Source organism: Vagococcus penaei, from assembly GCF_001998885.1.
Lineage (GTDB): Bacteria > Bacillota > Bacilli > Lactobacillales > Vagococcaceae > Vagococcus > Vagococcus penaei.
Genome location: NZ_CP019609.1, coordinates 1248020 through 1271844 on the forward strand (window position 1 = coordinate 1248020; position 23825 = coordinate 1271844).

The 23825-nt window shown below is 30.2% G+C and carries 26 protein-coding genes and 1 pseudogene; 6 read left to right on the forward strand and 21 right to left on the reverse strand.

What is annotated here, in order from left to right:
* Positions 1 to 145: 145 nt before the first annotated feature.
* Positions 146 to 1275, reverse strand: a protein-coding gene (locus BW732_RS05805; protein WP_152023778.1) for an IS3 family transposase whose coding sequence is annotated in 2 segments (ribosomal slippage) — positions 146 to 987 and positions 987 to 1275 — 1131 coding nt in all. Because the reading frame shifts where the segments join, the coding sequence is not laid out codon by codon here.
* 77 nt (positions 1276 to 1352) lie between these two features.
* Between BW732_RS05805 and BW732_RS11590 the strand changes: the two are divergent.
* A pseudogene (locus tag BW732_RS11590) lies at positions 1353 to 1587 on the forward strand (hypothetical protein); the annotation flags it as partial.
* Between the two features lie 9 nt (positions 1588 to 1596).
* On the opposite strand, the gene BW732_RS05815 reads toward BW732_RS11590, so the two are convergent.
* The gene (locus BW732_RS05815) at positions 1597 to 2163 is read right to left on the reverse strand and encodes a type III toxin-antitoxin system ToxN/AbiQ family toxin (RefSeq protein WP_053108533.1); all 567 of its coding nucleotides are present in this window, start codon (positions 2161 to 2163) and stop codon (positions 1597 to 1599) included.
* 262 nt (positions 2164 to 2425) lie between these two features.
* Positions 2426 to 2998 carry a site-specific integrase gene (locus BW732_RS05820; RefSeq protein ID WP_053108531.1) on the reverse strand — a complete coding sequence of 191 codons (573 nt, stop codon included), beginning with the start codon at positions 2996 to 2998 and terminating at the stop codon, positions 2426 to 2428.
* Positions 2999 to 3252: 254 nt separating this feature from the next.
* Here BW732_RS05820 and BW732_RS05825 point away from each other — a divergent pair, with 254 nt between their 5' ends.
* Positions 3253 to 4416, forward strand: coding sequence for a site-specific integrase (locus tag BW732_RS05825; protein ID WP_077275893.1), 1164 nt, complete (start codon positions 3253 to 3255; stop codon positions 4414 to 4416).
* 648 nt (positions 4417 to 5064) lie between these two features.
* The gene (locus BW732_RS05830) at positions 5065 to 5241 is read left to right on the forward strand and encodes a type II toxin-antitoxin system RelB/DinJ family antitoxin (protein WP_077275894.1); all 177 of its coding nucleotides are present in this window, start codon (positions 5065 to 5067) and stop codon (positions 5239 to 5241) included.
* 8 nt (positions 5242 to 5249) lie between these two features.
* Here the strand turns inward: BW732_RS05830 and BW732_RS05835 are convergent, their stop codons facing one another.
* The 4 genes from BW732_RS05835 to BW732_RS11600 form a co-directional block, all read right to left on the reverse strand.
* Positions 5250 to 7370 carry an AlwI family type II restriction endonuclease gene (locus BW732_RS05835; RefSeq protein WP_161485528.1) on the reverse strand — a complete coding sequence of 707 codons (2121 nt, stop codon included), beginning with the start codon at positions 7368 to 7370 and terminating at the stop codon, positions 5250 to 5252.
* A gap of 12 nt (positions 7371 to 7382) precedes the next feature.
* Complete coding sequence (locus BW732_RS05840) at positions 7383 to 8270, reverse strand: hypothetical protein (RefSeq protein WP_077275896.1); 888 nt, start codon at positions 8268 to 8270, stop codon at positions 7383 to 7385.
* A gap of 112 nt (positions 8271 to 8382) precedes the next feature.
* Complete coding sequence (locus tag BW732_RS11595; RefSeq protein ID WP_228414914.1) at positions 8383 to 9600, reverse strand: Dam family site-specific DNA-(adenine-N6)-methyltransferase; 1218 nt, start codon at positions 9598 to 9600, stop codon at positions 8383 to 8385.
* The gene (locus tag BW732_RS11600; protein ID WP_228414915.1) at positions 9594 to 10508 is read right to left on the reverse strand and encodes a DNA adenine methylase; all 915 of its coding nucleotides are present in this window, start codon (positions 10506 to 10508) and stop codon (positions 9594 to 9596) included. Before BW732_RS11600 ends, BW732_RS11595 begins: the two co-directional genes overlap by 7 nt.
* 150 nt (positions 10509 to 10658) lie before the next feature.
* Here BW732_RS11600 and BW732_RS05850 point away from each other — a divergent pair, with 150 nt between their 5' ends.
* Positions 10659 to 12656: an AlwI family type II restriction endonuclease gene (locus BW732_RS05850; RefSeq protein WP_077275897.1), complete on the forward strand. Its 1998-nt coding sequence runs from the start codon at positions 10659 to 10661 to the stop codon at positions 12654 to 12656.
* Between the two features lie 54 nt (positions 12657 to 12710).
* Here BW732_RS05850 and BW732_RS11605 read toward each other — a convergent pair whose 3' ends face one another.
* The 8 genes from BW732_RS11605 to BW732_RS05890 form a co-directional block, all read right to left on the reverse strand.
* Positions 12711 to 13556, reverse strand: a complete 846-nt coding sequence (locus tag BW732_RS11605; RefSeq protein WP_228414916.1) for a hypothetical protein — start codon at positions 13554 to 13556, stop codon at positions 12711 to 12713.
* Positions 13557 to 14106: 550 nt separating this feature from the next.
* The gene (locus BW732_RS05860) at positions 14107 to 14301 is read right to left on the reverse strand and encodes a hypothetical protein (protein ID WP_152023779.1); all 195 of its coding nucleotides are present in this window, start codon (positions 14299 to 14301) and stop codon (positions 14107 to 14109) included.
* 133 nt (positions 14302 to 14434) lie between these two features.
* Positions 14435 to 14932 (reverse strand): hypothetical protein, encoded by a 498-nt coding sequence (locus BW732_RS05865; RefSeq protein ID WP_077275899.1) that lies wholly within the window; start codon positions 14930 to 14932, stop codon positions 14435 to 14437.
* 2 nt (positions 14933 to 14934) lie between these two features.
* Entirely contained in the window at positions 14935 to 15183 is a 249-nt protein-coding gene (locus tag BW732_RS05870) for a hypothetical protein (protein WP_077275900.1), read from the reverse strand.
* On the reverse strand, positions 15176 to 15499 hold the full coding sequence (locus BW732_RS05875) for a hypothetical protein (RefSeq protein ID WP_077275901.1): 324 nt from the start codon (positions 15497 to 15499) through the stop codon (positions 15176 to 15178). The genes BW732_RS05870 and BW732_RS05875 overlap by 8 nt, the downstream gene beginning before the upstream one ends.
* Entirely contained in the window at positions 15496 to 16509 is a 1014-nt protein-coding gene (locus BW732_RS05880; protein ID WP_077275902.1) for a replication initiator protein A, read from the reverse strand. Before BW732_RS05880 ends, BW732_RS05875 begins: the two co-directional genes overlap by 4 nt.
* A gap of 120 nt (positions 16510 to 16629) precedes the next feature.
* A complete protein-coding gene (locus BW732_RS05885; RefSeq protein WP_077275903.1) occupies positions 16630 to 16926 on the reverse strand; it encodes a hypothetical protein in 297 nt (98 codons plus the stop codon).
* A 48-nt stretch (positions 16927 to 16974) separates the two neighbouring features.
* Positions 16975 to 17166 (reverse strand): helix-turn-helix domain-containing protein, encoded by a 192-nt coding sequence (locus BW732_RS05890; RefSeq protein ID WP_077275904.1) that lies wholly within the window; start codon positions 17164 to 17166, stop codon positions 16975 to 16977.
* Between the two features lie 215 nt (positions 17167 to 17381).
* On the opposite strand from BW732_RS05890, the gene BW732_RS05895 reads away from it, so the two are divergent.
* Together BW732_RS05895 and BW732_RS05900 are read left to right on the forward strand one after the other, a co-directional pair.
* On the forward strand, positions 17382 to 18203 hold the full coding sequence (locus tag BW732_RS05895; protein ID WP_077275905.1) for a helix-turn-helix domain-containing protein: 822 nt from the start codon (positions 17382 to 17384) through the stop codon (positions 18201 to 18203).
* 48 nt (positions 18204 to 18251) lie between these two features.
* The gene (locus BW732_RS05900) at positions 18252 to 19418 is read left to right on the forward strand and encodes a site-specific integrase (protein ID WP_077275906.1); all 1167 of its coding nucleotides are present in this window, start codon (positions 18252 to 18254) and stop codon (positions 19416 to 19418) included.
* Positions 19419 to 19517: 99 nt separating this feature from the next.
* Here BW732_RS05900 and rpsI read toward each other — a convergent pair whose 3' ends face one another.
* The 6 genes from rpsI to BW732_RS05930 all read right to left on the reverse strand — a co-directional run bounded on the left by rpsI (position 19518) and on the right by BW732_RS05930 (position 23825).
* On the reverse strand, positions 19518 to 19910 hold the full coding sequence (gene rpsI / locus BW732_RS05905) for a 30S ribosomal protein S9 (RefSeq protein WP_077275907.1): 393 nt from the start codon (positions 19908 to 19910) through the stop codon (positions 19518 to 19520).
* 13 nt (positions 19911 to 19923) lie between these two features.
* Entirely contained in the window at positions 19924 to 20367 is a 444-nt protein-coding gene (rplM, locus tag BW732_RS05910) for a 50S ribosomal protein L13 (protein ID WP_077275908.1), read from the reverse strand.
* A gap of 129 nt (positions 20368 to 20496) precedes the next feature.
* Complete coding sequence (gene truA / locus BW732_RS05915) at positions 20497 to 21258, reverse strand: tRNA pseudouridine(38-40) synthase TruA (protein WP_077275909.1); 762 nt, start codon at positions 21256 to 21258, stop codon at positions 20497 to 20499.
* An 82-nt stretch (positions 21259 to 21340) separates the two neighbouring features.
* Complete coding sequence (locus tag BW732_RS05920; protein ID WP_077275910.1) at positions 21341 to 22138, reverse strand: energy-coupling factor transporter transmembrane component T family protein; 798 nt, start codon at positions 22136 to 22138, stop codon at positions 21341 to 21343.
* Positions 22135 to 23001: an energy-coupling factor ABC transporter ATP-binding protein gene (locus BW732_RS05925; RefSeq protein WP_077276874.1), complete on the reverse strand. Its 867-nt coding sequence runs from the start codon at positions 22999 to 23001 to the stop codon at positions 22135 to 22137. The genes BW732_RS05920 and BW732_RS05925 overlap by 4 nt, the downstream gene beginning before the upstream one ends.
* Entirely contained in the window at positions 22977 to 23825 is an 849-nt protein-coding gene (locus BW732_RS05930) for an energy-coupling factor ABC transporter ATP-binding protein (RefSeq protein ID WP_077276873.1), read from the reverse strand. The genes BW732_RS05925 and BW732_RS05930 overlap by 25 nt, the downstream gene beginning before the upstream one ends.

Consider the following 23825-nt stretch of genomic DNA (forward strand, 5'->3'; position numbering starts at 1 on the left):
TCGTGGTGTTTTCTGAATAATAATAGAAAAGTAAAGGCACAAGTGATTTACTCGACAGCTTCTTATTATGATGTGAATTGGCAACACTTTTCTGTACAAAAATTATAAGGTCTTTATTTTCTTTTGATAGTTATATTATGTCCCGCTAAATAGCCTGTTTCAACTCCCAATCTAAACGGTAATTAATCGGAGATTGATACCCAAGCTTGCCATGTTTTCTAAACTTGTTCCACCAATTGACATAATCCATTAACTCATATTGCAGTTCGAACAATGATTCAAAAGATTGTTGATAAATAAACTCAATCTTAAATGCTCGATAAGTTGCTTCTGCCACGGCGTTATCATAGGGACAACCAGGGCGTGATAAAGAACGCTGTATCTGAAACGCAGCTAATAATTCATCAATACTTTGATTATCAAATTCTTTTCCTCGGTCTGTATGAAAAATTTCAACATCATCTAATGGCTGTTCAATCGTTCCGATTGCCTGTAACACAAGGTCCACAGATTTGTTAGGACCACTAGAATAGCCAACTATTTCTCGATTGAATAAATCAAGAATAAAGCAGACATAATGCCACTTTTGACCTACTTTAACATAGGTTAAATCTGTCACTAAAGCTTCCATAGGTTGCATTCTATCAAATTGACGTGATAAAACATTAGCGATTTTCTGTTCATTTTTACTCGTTGCCTGTGGCTTAAATTTCAGTGTTGTGTAGCTTGAAATGAAATTGAACTTATTCATGATTCGTCGTATCCTTCTTCTTGAAACAATTAATTCTTGATCGTTTAAATCATCTTTAATTCTTCTTGCTCCGTAGGAGTTACGGCTATTTGCGAAGGACTCAATGACTGCTTTTTCAACAATAGCTTCTGATTTTTTTCTTTTAACTTCATAGTAATAAGCCCCACGAGAAATTTCTAATTTTCGACACATCGCTGATACACTGTACTTCTTTTTATTTTTTCTAACAACTTCTACTTTCGTCCGAATATCAGCGCTGCTTGCTTTAAAATATCATTCTCCATCATCAATTCTTTATTTAGTTTACGTAATTCACGCAACTCTTTTTCTTCTGGCGTCAAATTATCTTTCTCTTTGAATGATCCTGACTGATTGTACTGTTTGACCCATTTGTCAAAAGTTGATGGCGTTAGATCATATTCTCTTAAAATATCTTTTCTAGGTTTTCCTGATTTATGGAGTTCCACCATTTGTTTCTTAAATGATTCTTTAAAGGTCCGTCTCGGTTTTCTGTTAGTTGTCATGAGATAAGCTCCTAATCTGTTTTTTATTAAGTATAGACACCTTATCTTTTTTGTTCAACTAAGTGTAACCTATTCATTTTTTCTATAGTAAAAATGAACAACGCCAATGGATTTTATATAAAGTTGATAGCCTATTTGAATTTATTTATTATTTAGCTAATTATTTTAAATCTTCTAAACAACTGACTTTTTCAAATGACAAAGAAAAATATAAGGCATTAGAAGCACTCTATACAAAAAGCAGTGAAAATAGAAAACAATATAATACAATAGCTAAAAAGAAAGCAAAAAAATAAGCACAGTCTTAGTTGATTGTGCTTCTTAATTTTCAACACTATTATTTTCCGAATAATTCTTTGCTATTATTTCTAAATCTTTATAATCAAGGCATCTAGTAGATACTCTATCTTCAGGAAATTGGTATTTCCGCTTATATAATTTTATTGCCATTTCTTCAATTCTTAATTCTCTAATTTTTTCTATTTGCTTATTTAATAAATCTATATATCTAGATTTTTCAATCTCACTATCAAAATCTCTATACGTATCCATTTTAGAATTATCTATCTTTTCAATTAGTTCTTTAGGAACTGGAAACATATAATTTAAATTAACAACAGCATAGAAGTCTCCTATACCACCAGTTTTTTCATTGTCTGGTTTAAAAACCTTTATAAAATCAGCACTATTACGCAATCTTAAATGTCTTTGTTGTGGATGAGATACTTGGGTAACATATACTAAGTCATTCATTTCAAATAATGGAGAAAAAAATGGTTTTAGTAGTTTTCTCCCTCTTGCATCATAATATTCAGAATTTGGAATTCTCGGTTCTTTTACTCTCAAGAAATCTAAATAGTTTTTATCAACTTTTATCCATTCCAACATACTCTTATCTCCCTATAAAAATAGACCTACAAAATGTAGGTCTAACTATTAAAACAGTTTTGGTAGGCTCTGTAACCTCTATTAAAACAATTTTGGTAGGATTTGTAACCTCTATTAAAACAGTTTTGATAGGCTCTGTAACCTCTATTAACTACTTATATAGTATCATAGAATTTTATTGACTACAAGTAGTCAGACTTAATAAATATGACCCTACTATAAAATTATCACTACCTAGATACTTTTATAGTTCTTCTAGATATTATTGAAACGGATTAAAATTATCTAGGCTAGATTGAAGTTCCTCTTCTTCGATTCCGATATACCGCAGAGTCACGCTTTGGGAACTATGGTTTAAAATCTTCATTAAGCTTGATAAATCTTTCGTTTTCTTATAATAAGTATAGCCAAATGTTTTTCGCAAGCTATGCGTCCCAATGTAATCTAAATCGAGCGATTCAGCAGTCTTTTGCATGATTTTATAATATTGATGGGTAGCTAAAGGCTTTTTTGAATCTCTTGGACTAGGGAACAGCCACTCGCTTTCTTCATCGTGTTCCTCGTTTAGGTATTTAATGATTTGATTGGTCAATTGCATTAAATTAAGTGTTCTCTTTTTTCCTGTTTTTTTCTCTACAATATCAGTTTTTAATTTCCCTTTCACATCATCAACTTTCAGATTCAATATATCTGATATTCTTAATCCTGTAAAAATACCAAAAACAAATATTGTGTAATCTCTTTGTCCATGTTTATTTTTTAGTAATTCTGAAGCAAACTGGTTCAAGACTTCTTTATCCTTAATCGGTTTTACATTAATCATTTTTTGTGTCATTTTCCTCCCTCCATAATAAATAATTTATGGATACTTTCTATCTTTCATAATATAAATCTATCCATCTTTACTAAATGACAATCTTAGGTATTGATAGAATAGGGTTTATGATGGATAGAAATGTAAAAAGTATCCATTACAAGGACCTTTATAGCATCATTAATAAAGGAGGGCAAATTTGTAGAGCATTCTAGATATCCTTCCTGAAACGAGGTATAATCGCTGCACACTTCTGAAGAATTGGAGCGATTATATTGGCTAGAGTAGACAAATATATCAAGAAAAATGGAGAAACTGCTTATAAATTCAGAATTTTCCTTGGCTTAGATTATAATGGAAAACAAAAATATATTAAAAAGTCTGGATTTTCAACAAAAAAACAAGCATTAGAAAAATTAGCAGAAATCGAAGGGAAAATAGAATCTGAACAAAAATACATTCAAATTTCATTCCAAGATATGTATAACGAATGGATAATCGATTATAAAGATTCTGTCCGATTGGTTACATACAATAGAACAATTGACTTATTTCGATTAAAAATATTGCCGTTTTTTGGCAAAAAATATGTTGATGAGATAACTACTGAATATTGTCAGCAAATACTCAATAAGTGGGCAAAGGAGTATTATAAATATAAAGCTTTAAAGGGTTACACCCAACAAATTCTTGATTTAGCAATAAAAAAAGATTTAATTCAAAAAAATCCTATGCGATTATGTACAATGCCAAAGATAAATAAATCTCGAATGAATATTGTTAATACTGTCGAATTAACAAGTGATAATACCGAAAATTACTATGATAAGAATGAATTGAATAAATTTTTGGATACATTAGAACAAAATTATGATTATATGTGGTTTACAGCTTTTCGATTATTGGCTTTTACGGGAATGAGAAAAGGCGAACTGATGGCTTTAAGATGGTCTGATATACGAGCTGACAGTATTATCGTAAATAAATCAATGACGATGATTAAACGCATTGCTTACGTATCAGACACTAAAAATGAAAATAGCAATAGAGTAATAAGCATCGACCCTTCCACTTATAATATTTTAATGACTTGGAAAGAAAAACAACAGTCACGCTATATTAATGTTAGGGACAATCATTTAGTATTTACAAGAGATATCCCACTGAAGAATGAAAAAGACCAACCTTTTGACCCAGATTACCTTAATAGATGTATGAAAACTGTTGTTAAAGAAAATAAAGAAATAAGAGAAATTACAATTCATGGGTTTCGGCATACTCATTGTTCATTGTTATTCGAGGCAGGAGCAACATTGAAAGAAGTCCAAGACAGATTAGGACATGCTAATAGTGATATAACCTTAAAAATCTACACTCATGTTACAACTCATGCAAAACGAGAAACAGCAAATAAACTTGCTTTATATTTAGATAACTAAGAAGCTAGTTCATACGAATTAGTTTCTTTTTTAGTTCAACAAAAATAAATTCTCCGTTCACCTATTAAAGACTTACTATACATGCTAAATCAACGTAAGACACATAAAATACCATGGTTTTACGTCCCAAAACCAAAATCCATTATTGTATAACAAATTTATGCAGACACATTACCTAACACTGCTAAAAACATAGTAAACATTAGAATTAAATAAAATTTAAAAATAACAGATTTTTCCAAGTCTCGAAAACAGTTTATATAGAAAAGGGTCTGTAAAATAGACCCATTTTTTAAGAAATTTAGCTAAAAAAAGACACCATCCAAATAGATGATGTCTTGAAATCCTTGATATAATAAGGATTAACGTTTTGAAAATTGAGATGCTTTACGAGCTTTTTTAAGACCTGGTTAAACAAAAGAGATTTTCGCATAAATAAATATAGTTACATATCAAGCTTTAATTAGTGAATTTCAAAAATAAAGTTATATTGAATTACACACACTTATATAACTTCATTACCACGAATCATTACCTTAACTTGGCGAGTTGGCTGATTGAGCAATACTATATTTAAAACATCTATTTTTAACTACTATTAATTTTATAGTATACTTAAATATAATCTAATTATAAACGAGGTATCTTATGACAAATTCAAATAAAAATAGTTATATTTGTGTTGAAGTCGATCAAAAATTAAAACAAGACGTAGAAAAGCTTTTTAACAACTTAGAGTTAGATATGACTACCGCTATTACAATATTTTTAAAACAAAGCCTTCGAGATCAAGGTCTACCTTTTCGTCCAAGTCTAAGAAAATAGTAAGCTATCTAACTCAATTGACTCATAATATTCTCTCGCCACCCAAGGTCAAAATTCATTTCAAGCTTATCAAATGAATCACCTATTTCTTTAATAATGCTTGTTGCATTAACATTGTTCTCTAAAATATTAACTAGCTCTAAATTTTTAATTGGCATTATCTTTACATTTTCAGCAAACTTTCCTTCATTTTCTACTTCTCTAGATGAAATCAAAGGTACTGTTGCAACAGCTCTCCATATATTGATAGTATTCGCATCAAGTTCATCTGCTACAAATATTGTAGTTACTTGCTTTGGTGATTCATCTATAGTTAGATTAGTGGCATGTCTTAGTACTGGCTCCCATTCACCTCTTTTTTGTGCTTGCTTATTCATTAAAGTTACTTCTAACATTACAATTTCATCCTCATATACTGCTATTATATCCCCATCACCACCACCTGCATGTGTTTCAGGAATAAAATCAGCATTCATTGATAACTTAAAACTTGAAAACAAATCATATTTTCGATCACTTATATAATACCAAGCTATTCCTGTGATATATTCAAATATTGTAGGTACCGACGCCGACGATTCTGTCTCTTCTTTGATTTTCTTATCATTTGTTCTATCTGAAAACATGGAAAGAATTTCAATTACTTTTTCTTTTGGATATTTTTCTTTAATAAATTTTTCAAACTCATCATTCACCATATTAACAAGTTTTTCTTTAACTTCTTTTTTACTAGAAACACCTAATTTTTCAACTGTATTTTGTATTGTTATTTCTTGATTATTCTTTGTTATATCAAAGATAGCATCAACACTTATGTTTTTGAAAAAATCAGATAACAAATTTTCTTCATAGGTTGTATATTCTTCTACACTACTTTTCATAAAAATATTTTCTTCAAGTGCAACTTCTTTAAAAAATGCTTCCCACAATCCCTTATATTTTAATTGAGCTATTCCATTTTTAAAACTTACAATGCCTGTAGCTTTAATTATCCGAGTAAATGTATCTCCATACTCTTGTATTGTGTCATGCCTTTTAGAACCATTGAACTCTGAATAAATAGTAGTATTAATATTTTTTGATTGAAAATAAACAGAGTCATTATTATCATCAATAAATTTATTCAAATTTTTATAGTTTGAGAAATTTAATACATCTTTTCCATACCCAAACGCTTTATTTATTTTTTCTTTAGCGCTATAGAATACCTTATATAAATCATCTAAATTTTCGGAAGACATATCTTCTAAGAATATAACTAACGATTCATAAAAGTCATAATACTCAGGTACCTTACCTGATTTTCGATTTTTAAATATTTTTTCAAAATATGTTTTTTCCATAGGAACTATTTGATTCTTAACATTTTTATACTCTCCGTCTTCACTAAAATCAATATATCTAGACTCAATTTCTTCCATAGAGGTTTGTTCAAAATCAGTAATAAATTTTTCAACATCCACAGGTATATATGGATTGATCATTTGAACTAATCCTCTCAAATCACTCTCGCTAACTCTTGGCACTTCGAGTAAAATATATATACACAACAACATTGGATTGTAAAAGAATGTCTTTTCAGAAGTATAAACTCTTAGTTTTAGTAATTGTCTTAAAAAAATTAAGTTAGTATCATCGATAGGTAATAAATTTTCAAACTCACTTCTCGTTACCTTTCTATTTTCAACAAAGGTTTTACCAACTGGTGTAATCACTCTCTTTTGATCAACAAAACCCAATTTTACTAAGTTGCTTGTATAATGACGAGCTCTGTCTTCAATACCATTATCCAAAACTTTAAGCAGTGATTCGCCTTTTGGTAAATTTTCTATTTTTTCAATATCCCTTTCTTGAAATGCTCTAGCTAATTCTTCATTATTATTTAACTCTTTTATAAAATTATCAAATTTAGGATGTTGTTTAAACACTTCTGGCGATCTCTCTATAGCCCTTTTATAAAATTCAAATTGTTTCAAACTATATGGGTATCTTTCAAAATCTAATTCTCCTGATTCTTCATATAACTCGTTTAGTATCTCCATATATATAGTATATGCATTGATGACATCGCTCCGTCGCCCATTAGTGTTCATTAAATTAAAAACTTGATATTTATCAGATACCCTCATTTCCATTCTCCTTTATATGTACTCTTCATATTCCTCACCAATCATGTGTCGATTACTATCAAAATCGCTATACACATTTTCCCACCAATTTTCATTTCTCACTTGTCTAGGCTTTTCTTCTAAATACTCTTTAGCCTCTTCAGAACTATTTTCTAATAATTTCAACCATTTTACTAAGTCATCAAAGCCATTTAATAAATATCCTATATCTGAAACTATTTTCTTATCTTCTGTTGAATAATCTATTACTTTTATTACTGATATTTCCTTATCTTTATCTGTTCCATCATTACTATAATTTACCAGAAACAGCTCTCCATCAATTCTATTTCTAGCGTTCCACAAAGAAGTAAATTTCTGATAATTCCAAGGATAACGTGCTGGATGAGCTTTTTTATTATCTAGATATTCAGAATCTCTTTTTAGAAATTCAATAATACTTTTAGATTCTGTTTCAAATAAATCAAAGTCAAATCCAGTCGTAACATTTCCTGATAACGTTTTTTTCGTTAACTCTATTCCATTATCATCATTTCTGAAATCAAACTCGCCATTGACTCTATTTAATATATTTTGAACATATTTATCTCCTTCTGATGTCAAAGGTTTTGAACGAGAACTACTTCCATTAATTTCACAAAACCATTTCTTAAATTCATTAAAATTCATTTTTGTATCTTGCTTTTCTTTGGTTAAATTATCGTATTTTATTACCCTAAATTTTTTAAATTTATTTTTATGGGCAATAAAATAGCAAACATCAAATAGTTCTACATTTTTTAAATACTCCATTTTCATTTTTATATAGCTTTTATACTCTTCATCTTTTTCAATATCATAAAATTCAAAAACTATGAATTTTTCATCTTTAAATTGAACTCTATCTGTTGTAAAAATCATTCTATTCCTCCTAAATGACATTTACACCATTGTATCAAGTTAACATTTAATAGACAATAATTGCGAGAAATATAAAAAACCTTAGAATTAATCTAAGGTTTAATTTTATATTTTAATAATTAGTTATTAACACTTCTGTAGTTATATTTTTCTTAGCTTTAGATTGATAGTTAGAATTATTATAATTATGATTAAGTATATGCACATTGTATTTTTTTGACCACTCAATTAGTAAATCGTTAGTTATACCTTTATGCTCTACTACATTAGATAGTGCAAAACGAATACCTCTATCATTTAATCCATCTAATGCAACTAACAGGTCTTTCTCATCTTTATAACTCCAACCATTATTTTCATTGTAACTTGCTGTTGATATCAGATATGGAGGATCTAAGTATACAAAATCATCTACATTGGTTACAGTTGATAGAACTTTTCTAAAATCTTTATTTGTGAATTTAATATTCATTCTATCTAATGTATTTTTAAATTGTTTGAGCTTACTCTCCATGTTTTTATTGAAATCTCTTTTACCTGTTGGCATATTAAAATATCCTGATCCATTAAATCTTATTTGATTATTAAAACCATATACTAATAAGACATAGAAAACAAGTGCTCTTGAATCACTATCTATCTTCCCTTCATTGAAATCTCTTCTTAACATTTCATAGTTGTTTTTATTTATATTTTTTAACCCAATTGAAGAATTAACTTTATAATACTCATATCCATATTTTTTAGTGTTAGACAAATTGTATTGATCAATTACTCTATTTATTTCTTCCAGTAATAATGGGTACTTAGTAACTTGAATATATTGAAATAAATCAATCAAATGATTCTCTATATCATTAATTATAATTGCATTCGCTTGGTTTACGTTGATTCCTACATTAGCTCCTCCACCAAATACATCATAAAAAGTATTTATGTTAGCTGGAAATAAAGGCATAATCTGAGGTAATAACTTATGTTTCCCTCCTGTATAATTTATTGGAGACTTTACAAATTCAGTTTTCTTTATTTCTATTTCTCCTTTTATTTCACATAGATACAATAATTCTTTATGATTTTCGAGGTTAGTCTTCCCAGTAGTAAAATACTGAAAGTCCGTTTCAAACACTTGAACATTACCTCTTTTTCTTAGTGTTTTTAAAATATCCTCATTAGAAATTTTTGCATTTGAACGCGCATTACCTTTTTTAGCCATGTTATTATACGACACCAGAATATATTTAGAGTCGATATTACTAATTAAATCATCAAATGCTTCAGGTGCTTTCCTTAAAGAATAATCGGACTTTATATGTGATCTGTCTACCATTTTTTTGCAACTCCAACAACACTTGGTTTCTGCCAGTCCATAATATTTTCCAACAAGTGATATGCATCACCGTACTGTCTCGAATTATATGGTGTATCTATATAAACTAAATCAGCCTTAATTTTTTTTACTAACTCATTAGCATCTTCACAATATACCTCATTATTGAAGTTCATATTAAATTCAGGAACTAATAATTTTATTGGTTGTAAACTATCCATATTTTTTCTATACGCATCATAATGTCCAACAGTATTTGCAACTTTATCCATTGCATAAAGAAGTGAAGTTAATAAAAAATCTTTTTCTCTTTTATTCAATTCAAATGTTTCTATTTCTTCCCTGATTGCTCCTATTTTTCTAGCATTTTTCATTGAAAAATATTTATCGCCAAAATTTTCTGATACATAGTTTTCTTCTGTTGGGTTTAAGCTATTTAAAAATTCTATTTTTTTCTCTATTTTTTTCATATTTATGTCTTGATTACCAAACCAAGTATTGTAGGAAATATAGTTTGAATGTAAAATGTCATTTACTATTATCCTTTTCCCTTTAGCTCTAAATAATTCTGATACTATTCCTGTACCTCCAAATACGTCTGCAACCACCTCAATATCCTTAGTATTGTTCTCTACTACTTCCTCAATAAAATAAAGTAGTTTTTGTTTTGATCCCAAGTATCTTCTGTTGGATATTTTTAATTTTACTTCTTGATTCTTTGGTATATTATTTTTACTCGATTTACGTTTAATTATTTCTTCCAAATTCTTTTCATTTTCCGTATTCCAAATGAACCAATTTCTAAAATCTTTTTGAGGTTTTAATAATAAACCTTCATTTATCCAATTATGTAGAGTCTGTCTACTTACCCCATACTCTACCTCTATCTGTTTTGTTGTTTTCGGCACTCAAATCTCCCCTAAATGCATCTAAGCATCTTGATTACTTTACAAGTAAATATAGCACAAAAATAATGTATATTCAACGTTTTTAATACTATACTTTTTTTATGTTAATATTAAATTATATATTTAAATTATTAAAAAGGAGGTTAATAAATGAAGAAAAAAATTACTAATAGATATGCTTGGTCAATTGGTACGACAACCTTCCGACAAAGTAATCTATCAACAAAATTGGAATTGGCTTTACAAGCATTAAACAATACTAGAGAATTAAAACCAAAAGCTAAATGGCCTACTTTGTATTCAACATTTATGTCTGAATTAACAAAATTTAATATTATTAACAACCACACTAAGTATACAGATAAAGATGCCCGTGCAATAACTTCCTCATTGCAACAAATTGGTTTATGTACAATGGATAGACAGGTTACTAATTCAGGAACAGTCTTATTAGATATTACAAACAATTCTCGTGATATGACAAACGTTTTTAATCTATCTCCTTTTTCTTATTTTTACTTTTTACAACTTTTTAAAAAGAGGGAATTTCTATTTTGTATGTATATATTGATAAATGTTGACAATAGAGTAAACATTGATGAATTTACCACATTCGTTATGACTTTAGCACCTGATTCAGATTTAGAAGAAATAGAGAATGTAATACAAACTATTATCCATTACAGAAGTCTAGAAACAGAATTAGAAAAAACAGCTTATAAAGATTCATATATATTTAATAAATTGATGATAAATAATAAATTAAAAAAAGCACACAATGATTTTGTTATTCAAAATCGAATTAAAATAAAAGACCTAGATAAAATATTTTTAAATAGGAAAGGTAATTCATACAACCAACCACTAAAAGAGTTGTATATATTACTGTTAGGAATTAAAAAAAACAATCAGTCACCTAACTTTGATGTAATGAATCGATTATTAAATAGTTCAGATAATCTAAAAAAATGGAAAAAAATAATTTTTTCAGATGTTACAACAACAAAAGAAAAAAATGCATATTTTTTAAATACATTTATTCCTGACATAAAATCAAGATCAGATAAAAATTTTAGAGAATGGTTCTTTTCTAATTTTCATCTAATCAAAGCTAAAGCTTTACTGGAAATTGATTATTTTGATCTCAATAAAAGAATGTTTTCAATGACTGGAGTTATCAAATTTGAACAAAATCAAATTACAGTTACTCCATTTTTAAAAATCGTTTTACTTTTAAATAAAAAAAATATAAAGCAAATTTTAAATGACAAACTAAATAGTGACATTGAAGAGTTTCAATTATTTGAAGAGTTATATAACAGTAGTCTTGAACTTGATTTAGATAAAGTTTACGCTGGTCTATCTGAAGAGTTTCAAACAGATGTTAACAAAACAAACATCAATGACATTTTAATAAATTATCAAAATGATATTTTTGAACAATTTATTGAAACAAACTTTGATGAAATTCATTTAGTAAAAATATTTAAAAAAATAGTAGATCAATACTCCACTAGTAGTACAGTTATAGCTAAAAATACTGCTGATCAAATTAGACGTTTATGTAAAATTAAAGATGCTGATACCCCAACAATATTTGAATACCTCACTGCAATTTCTTGGTACTATATTTCTGAAAAAAATATACGGCCATTAGAATCACTTAACTTAGAGTTGAACGCAGATAATCTTCCTATTTCTCACGCATCTGGTGGACAGGCTGATTTATTAATAAAATATGAAGATTTCGATGATATAAAAGATCATAATTTAATGATTGAAGTTACATTAACTAAAGACAGCAACCAAAGGCGTGCCGAAATGGAACCTGTAAGTAGGCATCTTGGAGAATACAAAATTAAAAATAAAAATACTGATACATATTGTGTGTTCTTAACACATAAACTTGACACTAATACAATTGTCCACTTTAGACAACAAAAAATCACGCCTTACTATTACAACAAAGAATGGACTGAAGGAAGTAAAATTATTCCATTGGATATAAATAATCTAAACTATATACTGGAAAATAAAGTTACATATTCTAGATTATACAATTTATTTGAAGAGGCATATAATTCTGATACTGATGTAAAAAATTGGTGGGAAGAAGACATTAATAAAAAAATAACTTCCTTAAAATAAATAAAAAGAGCAACAGAAATTATTGAAAATTTTCTGTTGTTCTTTTATTATTGCTCACTTATGAGAACAACAATTTAGTATAGGTATACCTTTTTCTAATAGATAATTTCCTAAATCTTTTTCAAAATGAGCAGCATCTTCTGATAGTTCAGGTGATATCGGTATCACCCACGCTGTCTTATAATAATTTGCTAAAATACTATCTATGTCATTTCCATAAAGTGTCCTTAAAATAATTTTTTCCGTTCCTACTAATCGACTCGTATTCAACTCTCTAAATAGGTCTCCACCTTCCTCTATCTTGTCTCCGTTTTTAATAAATGATGACTTACCAACAACTACTACCATTCCATCATTCCTATGAACAACATAAATATATTCAGCAGATTCATATTCTATTCCTATCATATTTATCATACTATTTATTACTTCTTCTATATACTCATTTAAATTTTTATTAGTAGCAATTATCCTTTTCATATCCACTTCTATAATCTTAGTTTTAATATTATTATTAGCTACATTCAAAGCAGAAAAAACTTTTCCTCCTTCTTCTGTTCTATACCATTCCAATATCTCTAAAAAGGTGATCTTAAGATGATAGCCTATCGTATATTCTTCAATAAGAAATCTATTAATGTTTAAAGGAGAGTGATTTGTAAAACTCATATCGTTAATAAATTTTCTGATTATTTTTTTATCTTTTTGTATAAAATTTTCAAATTTTTCTTTAAATATTTCATCTATCTTCTTAAAATGTTGCTCTTGTTCTTTAGCTGCTTCTCCTCGTTTATCCCACTCATTTTGATTAATATTTTTTATGTCACATTTTTCAATAAACTTCGGAACTTCACTTAACAACCATAACTCATCTAATTCATCACTTGTCATCTTTCTCACCTTCTAAAACCTCCACTCTTTCTGTTTATTAAAAGTATATCAGTATTTTAATATTTAGGAGCATATCTCCCAGCATAACTACAAAATAGTTTACAAAAAGATAGTACCAAATTAGTAACATCTCTTTTTTAGTAAGTAACAGAAAGATAACTTCTCTAAAAAAGTGTAACAAAAAGGTAGATAATTACTTTTTACACTCTAAATTGATGTTACAAAAGTGTTATATCACTATTTTTTTCAGAATGATTTTAATCTCTTTAAAACACTGTAGGCACAGCCTACAGACGACTTTGTGTTAAGAGATTGTGGACAATCTCTCTTATGCTCTTTGAACTACTGATTAAATGCATCTAGGTATTTCATAATAAATAACACGAAAAAATTCACTCATAGTACTAAAAAACTAAGAAATATAGAATTGATTAATTATTCTTCCCGGTTAAAAAGAAAAAATATACTATGATGGATGTTACCTAAGAATACAAAAAAAGAACGAAAGGACTCTCTTCATTATGAAAAAAATCCTCTTGTTCTTTTTAATTAATTTTACTTACCATTTTTCATTACCAACTGGCTCAAACTCAATTAATTTACTTTGAAAAGGTTCACCTTTATAATCCTCAAACACTTTTTCGATAGTAAGTTCTTCCACAACTTCAACAGACAAATCAGTAGCAGAAGATTTTACTGAATTTTGAATTTTTATATCTCGATTTGAAATATTAAATTTTCTATTCTTCATCATTTCGCCTCCAAATTCTAACTCAACTAATAAGTGTAATCACTTTATTAAATACTAATTTTAACTTTAAATTTATAAACTCAAAATTCTATGTTGGGAGTCTTTTTTTCATTATCTCATTTATCTGTATAGATCTTCAACTATTTAATTCTCTTAAAAGTTTTTTATAATCATACCTTGATTCTGAAAGTGGAGTAACTTCCTTTTTCTTTTCATAGAATGTACCCACTCTCTTTTTAGATTGCTCTTCTAAAATTGAATTTTGCTCTCTTTGAGTTACTTTCTCAGCATATGATTTAGCAAATTTAATCCCACTTAGTTTATTATAAGATTCTTCAAAAATTTCATAACTATCTACTCTTTCATTAATATTTAAACTACGAGTAGATAACCCTGCAATATGATGCATCGCAATAATATAATTTAATTTATACATGATATCTGTTAACTCTAACTTCAGATTATTTTTTTCTTCTTTATCCTCAACTTCTAAACTATCCTTTAAGGCTTTTAACATATAATTAGTTGCTGATATGCCCTTAGATTTTGCCTTTAATTTAATTTGTTTCATCAAAATATTAAACTCTTCATCTGAATAATCAGTACTAACAAATGCAACTGTTCTTCTTTTCATGCCTAAAATCCTTTCAGAATTTTATATAGTGATCTGTTAATTTCAATATCTTCTAAAATATTTTTTCTTAATTTATAAATTTGTTTTTCAACATCTTCACTAAAATCATTTTGTAGTTCTTTTGACAAACGATTGTCTATCATTTCATCTATTAACTCAGAAGTACTTTTCTCTTCTTTTTTTGAAATAGCTAATAATCTTGTGTAAGTATCTGCTTTAAGTTTTGAACTAACAAATTTTTCTTTACTCACTTAACAATCCACGCTCCTTTAATTCGATTGCTAAAAGTACAGTATTTTGTTCTAAGAGATCATCTATTGTTTCCTGAAGCCTATCTATTTTTTTTGCCATTTTCTGATAATCTTTTTCTATTTCTAATCTTGTATTTTCGTTAAATGGACTTGTCTTCGTTTCAATATCTCTATTTATTATTTCTTCAATGATGTCTTTTCGATTATAAAAACTATGCTTTCTACCTGAATTCTTAATTCTAACTAATTCATCTACATAATCTAACAACCTATTATCAAATGAACGCAGTCTAAGCTCATTATATTTATTCTTCATTCTTCTAATTCTCCATAAACAGCTTTAAAAAGTGCTTCTCTTGCATTTTTATCCCCGCTCATAATCAATCCCTTATAATATTCCATAAGCTCTGTATCGAGTTCTAAAAGGTCTTGTCGCTGTTGTTCAATTAAATATGTTACTCCATAACGCTTTTCCATCAATAAAACTGCTTCCCAAAAATTCTGCATGGTTTTAAACCAATAACCTTCTAGTTTTTCGATTGGTTTATCCCTAGTTTGATATTCTTTCATTTTAAATAAGAATTTTTTCACTTGATTTTCTATCTGCTCAGACCATATATCACCGTAAATACGATATTCTACACCAGTATCACTTCTATTTTCTTTGTTTTGGTAATTCTCGACTTTTTTCTTAGATTGAAATATAATATCTAAAAATTTTTTAGTTATCATTGTGTCGCCAAAGTTTAAAAGTAGTTGTATCGTTTTTTCTGTTAAAAATTGTCTATCATAAAAAGATAAAAATGACTCTTGAAATGAATCCTCTAAACCGTTCTGTGTATCTTTAATTGTATCTTTAATTATTTTCTCAGTATCACTATACTCAGTATCATTAGATTCCATTTTATGGCTATCTAGAATTCCATTCTGTGGAATTCCATGGAATGGAATTAAAGCATTATCAAGATTTTCAGGTACTTCATTTACCTTTAACAGATAAATTCTATTTGGCTCTTTCAAACCCTGTCTTACTTCCTCAATTAAGTTAAACTTTTTTAATTCTTTTTTTATTTTAATTACATAAGTATGACTACGATTAAAAAGTTTTTTCATTGTTTCAATAGAGAAATAAAAATAGATATTTCCATCTTTATCTACCCATTTATTTTTTAAACTTAATTCAAAACGATCTCTAAAAATAGCATAGTATAATTTAGCTTCATTACTCATATCATTGTAAATCGGGTTTTTGAATAAAGCTTTTGGTACTCTATAAAATTTCTCTCCATCCCAAAAATCTTCAAGATTATAACGATTAGAAGGCATAATGAACACTCCTAATATATGTTATACTATTATTAAGATATGCTTTTATTAGTATATTCTTTAGGAGATTTAGCTTACGTCCGCCAAGATGATTAGCTAAATCTTTTTTTCGTGTTTTTATCATGCTCTTACCTCTTGTTCTAGAATCCAGTTCATTACTGATTCTTTCGAATATAATTCCATTCCACTACTTCCAGTATTTAAAACAATAGTTGGTAATCCCTGTTTCTTCAACTTTAAGAAAGTTCCCCAAGAAATTCCTAGAAACTCACATAGTTGTTTTCCTTTTAAAAATGGTTGTTGCTCATTTTGATTTATAATCTTTCCTTCAACTAAATTAAATATTTGTTCAGCATAAACCTGTAACAATAAGTTTTTATCATCGTTGATAGATATTGTAAATTCATTGTTTTTCATTTCTATTATCCTTTCTAATTCATCAATCAGCCAACTCGCCAAAATTTGCTAATTTTCTGTTATTAACCACTCCATTACCTTTTGATACGTTTTAGAATTTATTTTGCCTTCTCCTTTTTCAATTTTTCTCAAAGTTATCGGTGAAAGTTCTAGCAATTCACTTACGTGTTCTCTGGTTAAAAAAAGAATAGCTCTCTTTTTTCTAAATTCTACAGATAAATTCTTATCGATAGTAAACATATCTTGCCCCCCCTTTCTGTCAAATTCAGAATTAACTGAATATAAGTATATTAATTACTGCACTTATATCCAATAAATATAATATATCACATACAATTAAAAATGGCACAATAATATTTAAAATTGCTAACAATATACCAAAAAACATCTATTTTACATACTTTAATTTGTTTTGTAGATGCTTTATAATACTTATTATAGAAGGAGTGAAAGCAATGCCTATTATAGATAATGAAGCTGTAGGCTCGAGAATTCATAATATAAGATTATCTATGGTTTCAAAAACTTCGAAAAGAAAAATGTCTTTAGAAGAGTTTGGAAAGTTACTAGAACCACCTGCTAGCAAAAGTGTTATACGCGCATGGGAAAAAGGATTTCATCTTCCACAACGGGACAAACTAGAACAATTAGCAAATATTGGAAATGTAAGTGTTGATTTTTTACTTTATGGAAAAGTACTTGCTGGTTATGGAGAAAAGATAAGAGAAATCAGAGAAAAAATTACTGAAGATAATTTAGAGCTTTTTGGAAAATTATTTACTCCACCAGTATCTTCAAGCGTGGTTGAATCCTGGGAATTAGAAAATAGTTTACCAAACTGGGAACAAATAGAAAAACTAACAACCTTGAGTGGAAAAAGTTATAAACAAATTATATTTGGCATGGATCCAATGTATAGTGACCGTAGAAATATGAATACATCTATTACTTTTGAAAAAACAGAAAAACTTTTAGAAGCTTCACTTGAAACGATAGAAGACTTTTTTCAAGCAGATTTTCTATTTTTCTACTTGGATGTATTTAGAAGAACTCAAGTTAAAGATGAAAAACATTTTAAACCAATATACATTATTTGTGATCATCTAACTTGGCTTACAGGAGACCTACCTAAGCCATCTTATAAATACAATGACTCTTCTAAATCTATTAAACAATATAACAACATTGAAGAAGAAATCGAATCTAGTATCCAAGAAATCAATAAACAACTTGAAATAATGAAACAAAATCTATTAGATAAATACAAAGAAAACTAATTCCTCAATCAGCCAACTCGCCAAGTTATTAGATTGGAGAGATTAGTTATGTCGATTAATAAATACAAAACAAAAAGCGGACTGCGCTATGCAGTTCGCTTATACATTCGTAAAGATGAACAAGGAAAACAAGAATATTATGTAAAAAAAGGCTTTAAAACTGAAAAAGAAGCAAAGTTACATGAAGCAAGAAAAAAACTTGAGATTGCTGATGGAACTTATCAAAAATTATCTGATGATATTTTTAATACGATTTTTATAGATTGGTTACCAACCTATAAAAATCGTGTTCAAGAAACTACTTATCAACGTACAGAAGATATTTTTAGATTACATATTCTGCCAGTGTTTGGAGAAAAAAGTATTTCTAAAATTACTCCTGTACAATGTCAAAATGCTATCAATAAATGGGCAGAAACCTATACAAATATTAAGCAATTAAAATCCTATACTTCTCAAATTTTTGAGCATGCTATTTTTGCTGAATTCTTACAAAGAAACCCTATGCTAAATGTTAAATTACCTAAAAAAGAAAAGAAAGAATCTGATAATTTCTTTTCACTAGATGAACTTAAATATTTTATAGAGATACTTCATAAAGAAGAATCTTTAAAACATATATTAATCTTCCAACTCTTAATTACTACTGGAGTTAGAAAAGGAGAACTTTCTGCACTACGTTGGTCAGATATAGATTTTGACGAACATTTACTCTACATTGGTAAAAGCTATGCAACTGTTAGAAATAAAGATAGCTCTTCCAAAAGAAAAACAGTCAGAGTTCAAAAAGATACTAAAAATATTACATCAAAACGAATTCTTCCTATTGATTCTCAAACAATTGAAATGTTAAAGAAATGGAAGAAAGAACAGGCTTTAGAACTACTACAATTTGGGATAAATACTAAAAGAAAAGATCAGTTAATTTTCACTTATATAAATGCTGATGGAAAAATAAATCAACCCCTGCACGCTGACTATTCAAATAACATCATGCGTAAATTAGAAAAGAAATATCAATTTAAACATGTAACAATTCACGGATTACGACATACACATGCTACTTTACTTTTAGAAGGTGGGGCTAGCATTAAAGAAACACAAGATAGACTAGGTCATAAAAATGCCGAAACAACGCTAAACACATATTCTCATGTAACTGAGAAAGCACAACGAAATGCAGTTGATAAATTCATTTCGTACACTGGATTATAGCTACAAAATAAGTCCGTCATTACCTTTTTCATTACCTCAACAAAAAAAGACACCTTCCAAATACTTGGAAAGTGTCTTGAAACGTTGATATAACAACGATTAACGTTTTGAGAACTGACTAGCTTTACGAGCTTTTTTAAGACCTGGTTTTTTACGTTCAACCATACGAGCGTCACGAGTTAATAAACCAGCGCGTTTTAATACAGGACGGAAGTCTGGGTCTACTTGTAGTAACGCACGAGCGATACCATGACGAGTTGCTCCAGATTGTCCAGCATATCCACCACCGTTAACGTTAACTAAAACGTCATAAGCACCTTTAGTTTCTGTTGCTACTAATGGTTGCATGATTACTTCGCGTAAATCAGCGTGTGGAATGTATTCTTCAATGTCTTTTTTGTTAATGATTACTTTACCTGTACCTGGTACTAAGCGTACGCGTGCTACAGATGTTTTACGACGGCCTGTGCCTAAATATTGTACTTTAGCCAATGGGTTTCCCTCCTTAAATTAGGTTTGTAATATCCAATACTTCTGGTTGTTGTGCTTGATGATTATGTTCGCTTCCACCATAAACAAATAATTTAGAGCCTTGTTTACGACCTAAAGTATTTTTTGGTAACATACCTTTGATAGAAGTTTCGATTAAACGACGTGAGTTCTTTTCACGTAATTCACCAGCAGATACAGATTTCAAACCACCTGGGTGTTGGCTATGACGGTGATACATTTTGTCACTTGCTTTTTGTCCTGTTAATTTTACTTGGTCTGCATTAATAACAATCACATAGTCACCAGTGTCTACGTGTGGTGTGAATGTTGGTTTATTTTTTCCTCGTAGGATAGATGCTACGACAGCAGATAAACGACCTAAAGAAATGTCCGTTGCATCTACTACATACCATTTACGCTCTACTTCGCCAGCTTTGGCCATATATGTTGTACGCATGGTTTTTTTTCCTCCAATTTTCTTCTGTTGTTTGACGATACACAATAAGATTCCGGGGCTCATCGTGGGGCAAACAATACCATTTACCATATTATCGGTATTTCATTGATATGTCAATCTTTTTTGCCCTTAAATTTCATTTTTTTCTTCATCATAACGAACCTCTACCAGAAACAACCCCTCCGGATGTGCCGTGGGACCTATTATTTTTTTATCCTGGGTTTTTAAGGCTGTTTGAATTGTATCGATTGGTAGTTTTCCTGCACCAATTCTGAGTAGTGTTCCCATCAATAGTCGCACCATTTTATAAAGAAAGCCATTGCCTCGAAAGACAAAACGCAGCTCAGTTGGGCTTAATTCTTCAATGACTACTTCATGAACGGTCCGTGTTTTGTCTTCAACTGGACTCCCAACGGCACAAAAAACCGTAAAGTCATGAGTTCCAACGATATCTTGAGCTGCCTGACGCATTTTATCTAAGTCTAAGGTAAATGTGTAGTGTGCAGAATAAAGTCTCTTAAACGGGCTCCTATAGACTGAGGTATCTACATAGTAGTGATAGGTTTTCTCCGTAGCGAGGTATCTCGCATGGAAAGTGTCTGAGACAGATTCAACTTGGCTCACGCTAATGTCGCTTGGACATTGTGTATCAAGTGCAAATCGCAATTTTTCAGTATCACGTGCTTGAGGTAAATCAAAGTGAATGACCTGACCTAATGCGTGGACACCTGAGTCCGTACGACCCGATGGATGAATCACAACGGATTGACCACCATTTAGGCGAGTTAGGACCGTCTCAATCGTTTCTTGAATACTTCGTGCATTAGTTTGACGTTGAAACCCTGCATAGTTAGTTCCATCGTATTGAATAGTTGCTTTGTATCTTGGCATGACACTCTTTCTCTCCTCTTCCGGACAAAAACAGTTCCCATTAGCTAATGTGCTATTAGGGAACTGTTTGATTATTTTTGTGTTATGAACGAATCCAAACAAGTGCAACAGTCAATAAAGCAAAAATAAAGATGACTAGGGTATCTTGACGACTCCAAGCTAAAACACGGTACTTTGTCCGTACATCGCCACCTTGATAGCCACGAGCTTCCATGGCTGTTGCCAAATCTTCTGCTCGGTTAAAACTACTCACAAAGAGTGGAATTAGCAGTGGGACAATAGCTTTCATTTTTTGCATTAAATTCCCTTCACCAAAATCGACACCACGTGCACGTTGGGCGTTCATGATTTTTTCTGTCTCATCCATTAATGTCGGCACAAAACGTAGTGCAATAGATAGCATCAATGAGACTTCATGTGCCGGAAACTTTACGGCCTTCAATGGACGCAAGATGTATTCAATCGCGTCAGCTAAGGACAACGGTGGAGTCGTTAGTGTTAGTAATGTTGACATAAAAATAATTAAAACAAATCGTAAAAAGATATAGGCTCCATTAGTTAGGCCAAATTGGCTAATCGTAATAAACCCCCAATGGAAGTAAACATCGCCACCTTGAGTAAAGAGTACTTGAAGGATGACCGTAAATAGGATTAACCAGATTAATGGTTTCACACCATTAATAAAGAATTTCAGACTAATTTTTGATGCATAAATGGCGATTAGTGTGAAAATAAACATTACACCAAATGATGGAAAATTATTACACAGAAAGATAATCCCAATAAAATAAAAGCTCATCAATAATTTAGCTCGCGGATCGAGTCGATGAATAAACGACTCACCTGGAATATAACGACCTAAGATTAATTTATTCATCATGAGGACTGACCTCCTTGTAAATCAGTCATTAATTCATCCGCTAATTCTTCAGCCGTCAACGGCAATTGGCTAAATTCAAAGCCTTTTTCCATTAGATCAAAAGCAAAAGCTGTCGCGGTTGGAACACCCAATTGCTTGGTCTCAAGCCACTTAATATCACTAAAAATATCGCGAGGATGGCCTTTTTTTTGGACCTTCCCTTTTTCTAAAACAACCATAAAGTCCGCATATTCAGCGACATCATCCATCAAATGTGTCACAAGAATGATACTGATACCTTTTTCTTTATGCAGACGGTGAAACATTTCCATGATTTCTTTACGTCCTTGAGGATCAAGTCCAGCCGTTGGTTCATCTAAAATTACCACTTCTGGTTCCATAGCAAGTACTCCAGCAATTGCGACACGTCGCATTTGTCCTCCAGATAAATCGAACGGTGAACGTTCTAAATAAGTTGCATCTAAACCAACTAATTCAATCATTTCACGAGCTAATCGTTTACTTTCTTCCTCAGATACGCCAAAATTCTTTGGACCAAAAGCAATATCACGTTCAACTGTTTCCTCAAAGAGTTGTGACTCAGGGAATTGAAAGACAATGCCTACTTTTTTTCGAATCGGCTTTAAATTCTTATTATCAGTTGTCGGGGTAATCACACGATCACCTAACGTGACAGTCCCTTTTGTTGGTTTTAATAAGGCATTTAGATGTTGTAAGAGTGTTGATTTTCCACTACCGGTATGACCAACAATTGCAGTATAAGTTTGACTAGGAATTGCTAAATTAATATCAAACAAGACCCGTTGTTCGAAAGGACTATTGGGTTGGTAAGTAAAATCTACTTGTTCAAACGTGATGTCCATAACCAATCAACCATCCCTTCTTCAGTTAAATAATCTTTTGGTACGTCTAGGCCTCGTTGCTTGAGTGATGCTTTCAGTTTTTCAGGAAAGGGAATATCTAAGCCTAATTGAATTAGCTTCTCTCCTTCTGAGAAAATATCTGCAGGAGTTCCTTCTTGAATAATCTCACCTTGGCGCATGACAAGTACACGATTGGCATAAGCTGCCTCGTCAATATCATGAGTAATGGAAATAACCGTTAAGTTCGATTCCTCTTTAATTTGGCGGATTGTCGAAATAACTTCTTCACGCCCTTGAGGGTCTAACATAGATGTTGCTTCATCCAAAATAATAACATCGGGGCGTAGTGCAATCACACCAGCAATCGCCACGCGTTGTTTTTGACCACCGGATAAGCGGGCAGGTTCCTTTGCAGCAAAATCTGACATACGTACGCGTTCTAAAGCATCGTGCACGCGTGTTAACATATCTTCACGTACGATTCCTTGGTTTTCTAGACCGAAGGCTACATCATCTTCGACTGTTGAGCCAACAAATTGATTATCAGGATTTTGAAAAACCATCCCTATCATGCGACGAATATCCCAGATATTTTTTTCTGAGACTTCTTCACCTTTGACATGAATACGGCCAGATGTCGGCTGAATTAACCCGTTAATCGTCTTAGCTAATGTTGATTTACCAGAACCATTATGGCCAATGAGTGCCACCCATTCTCCTGGGTAAATATTTAACGACACATCATTTAACGCTGCACGGCTTTCTTCATCTTGTGTATAGTATTTAAATGTTATGTTATCTAATGTAATTAAAGGATTCGTCAT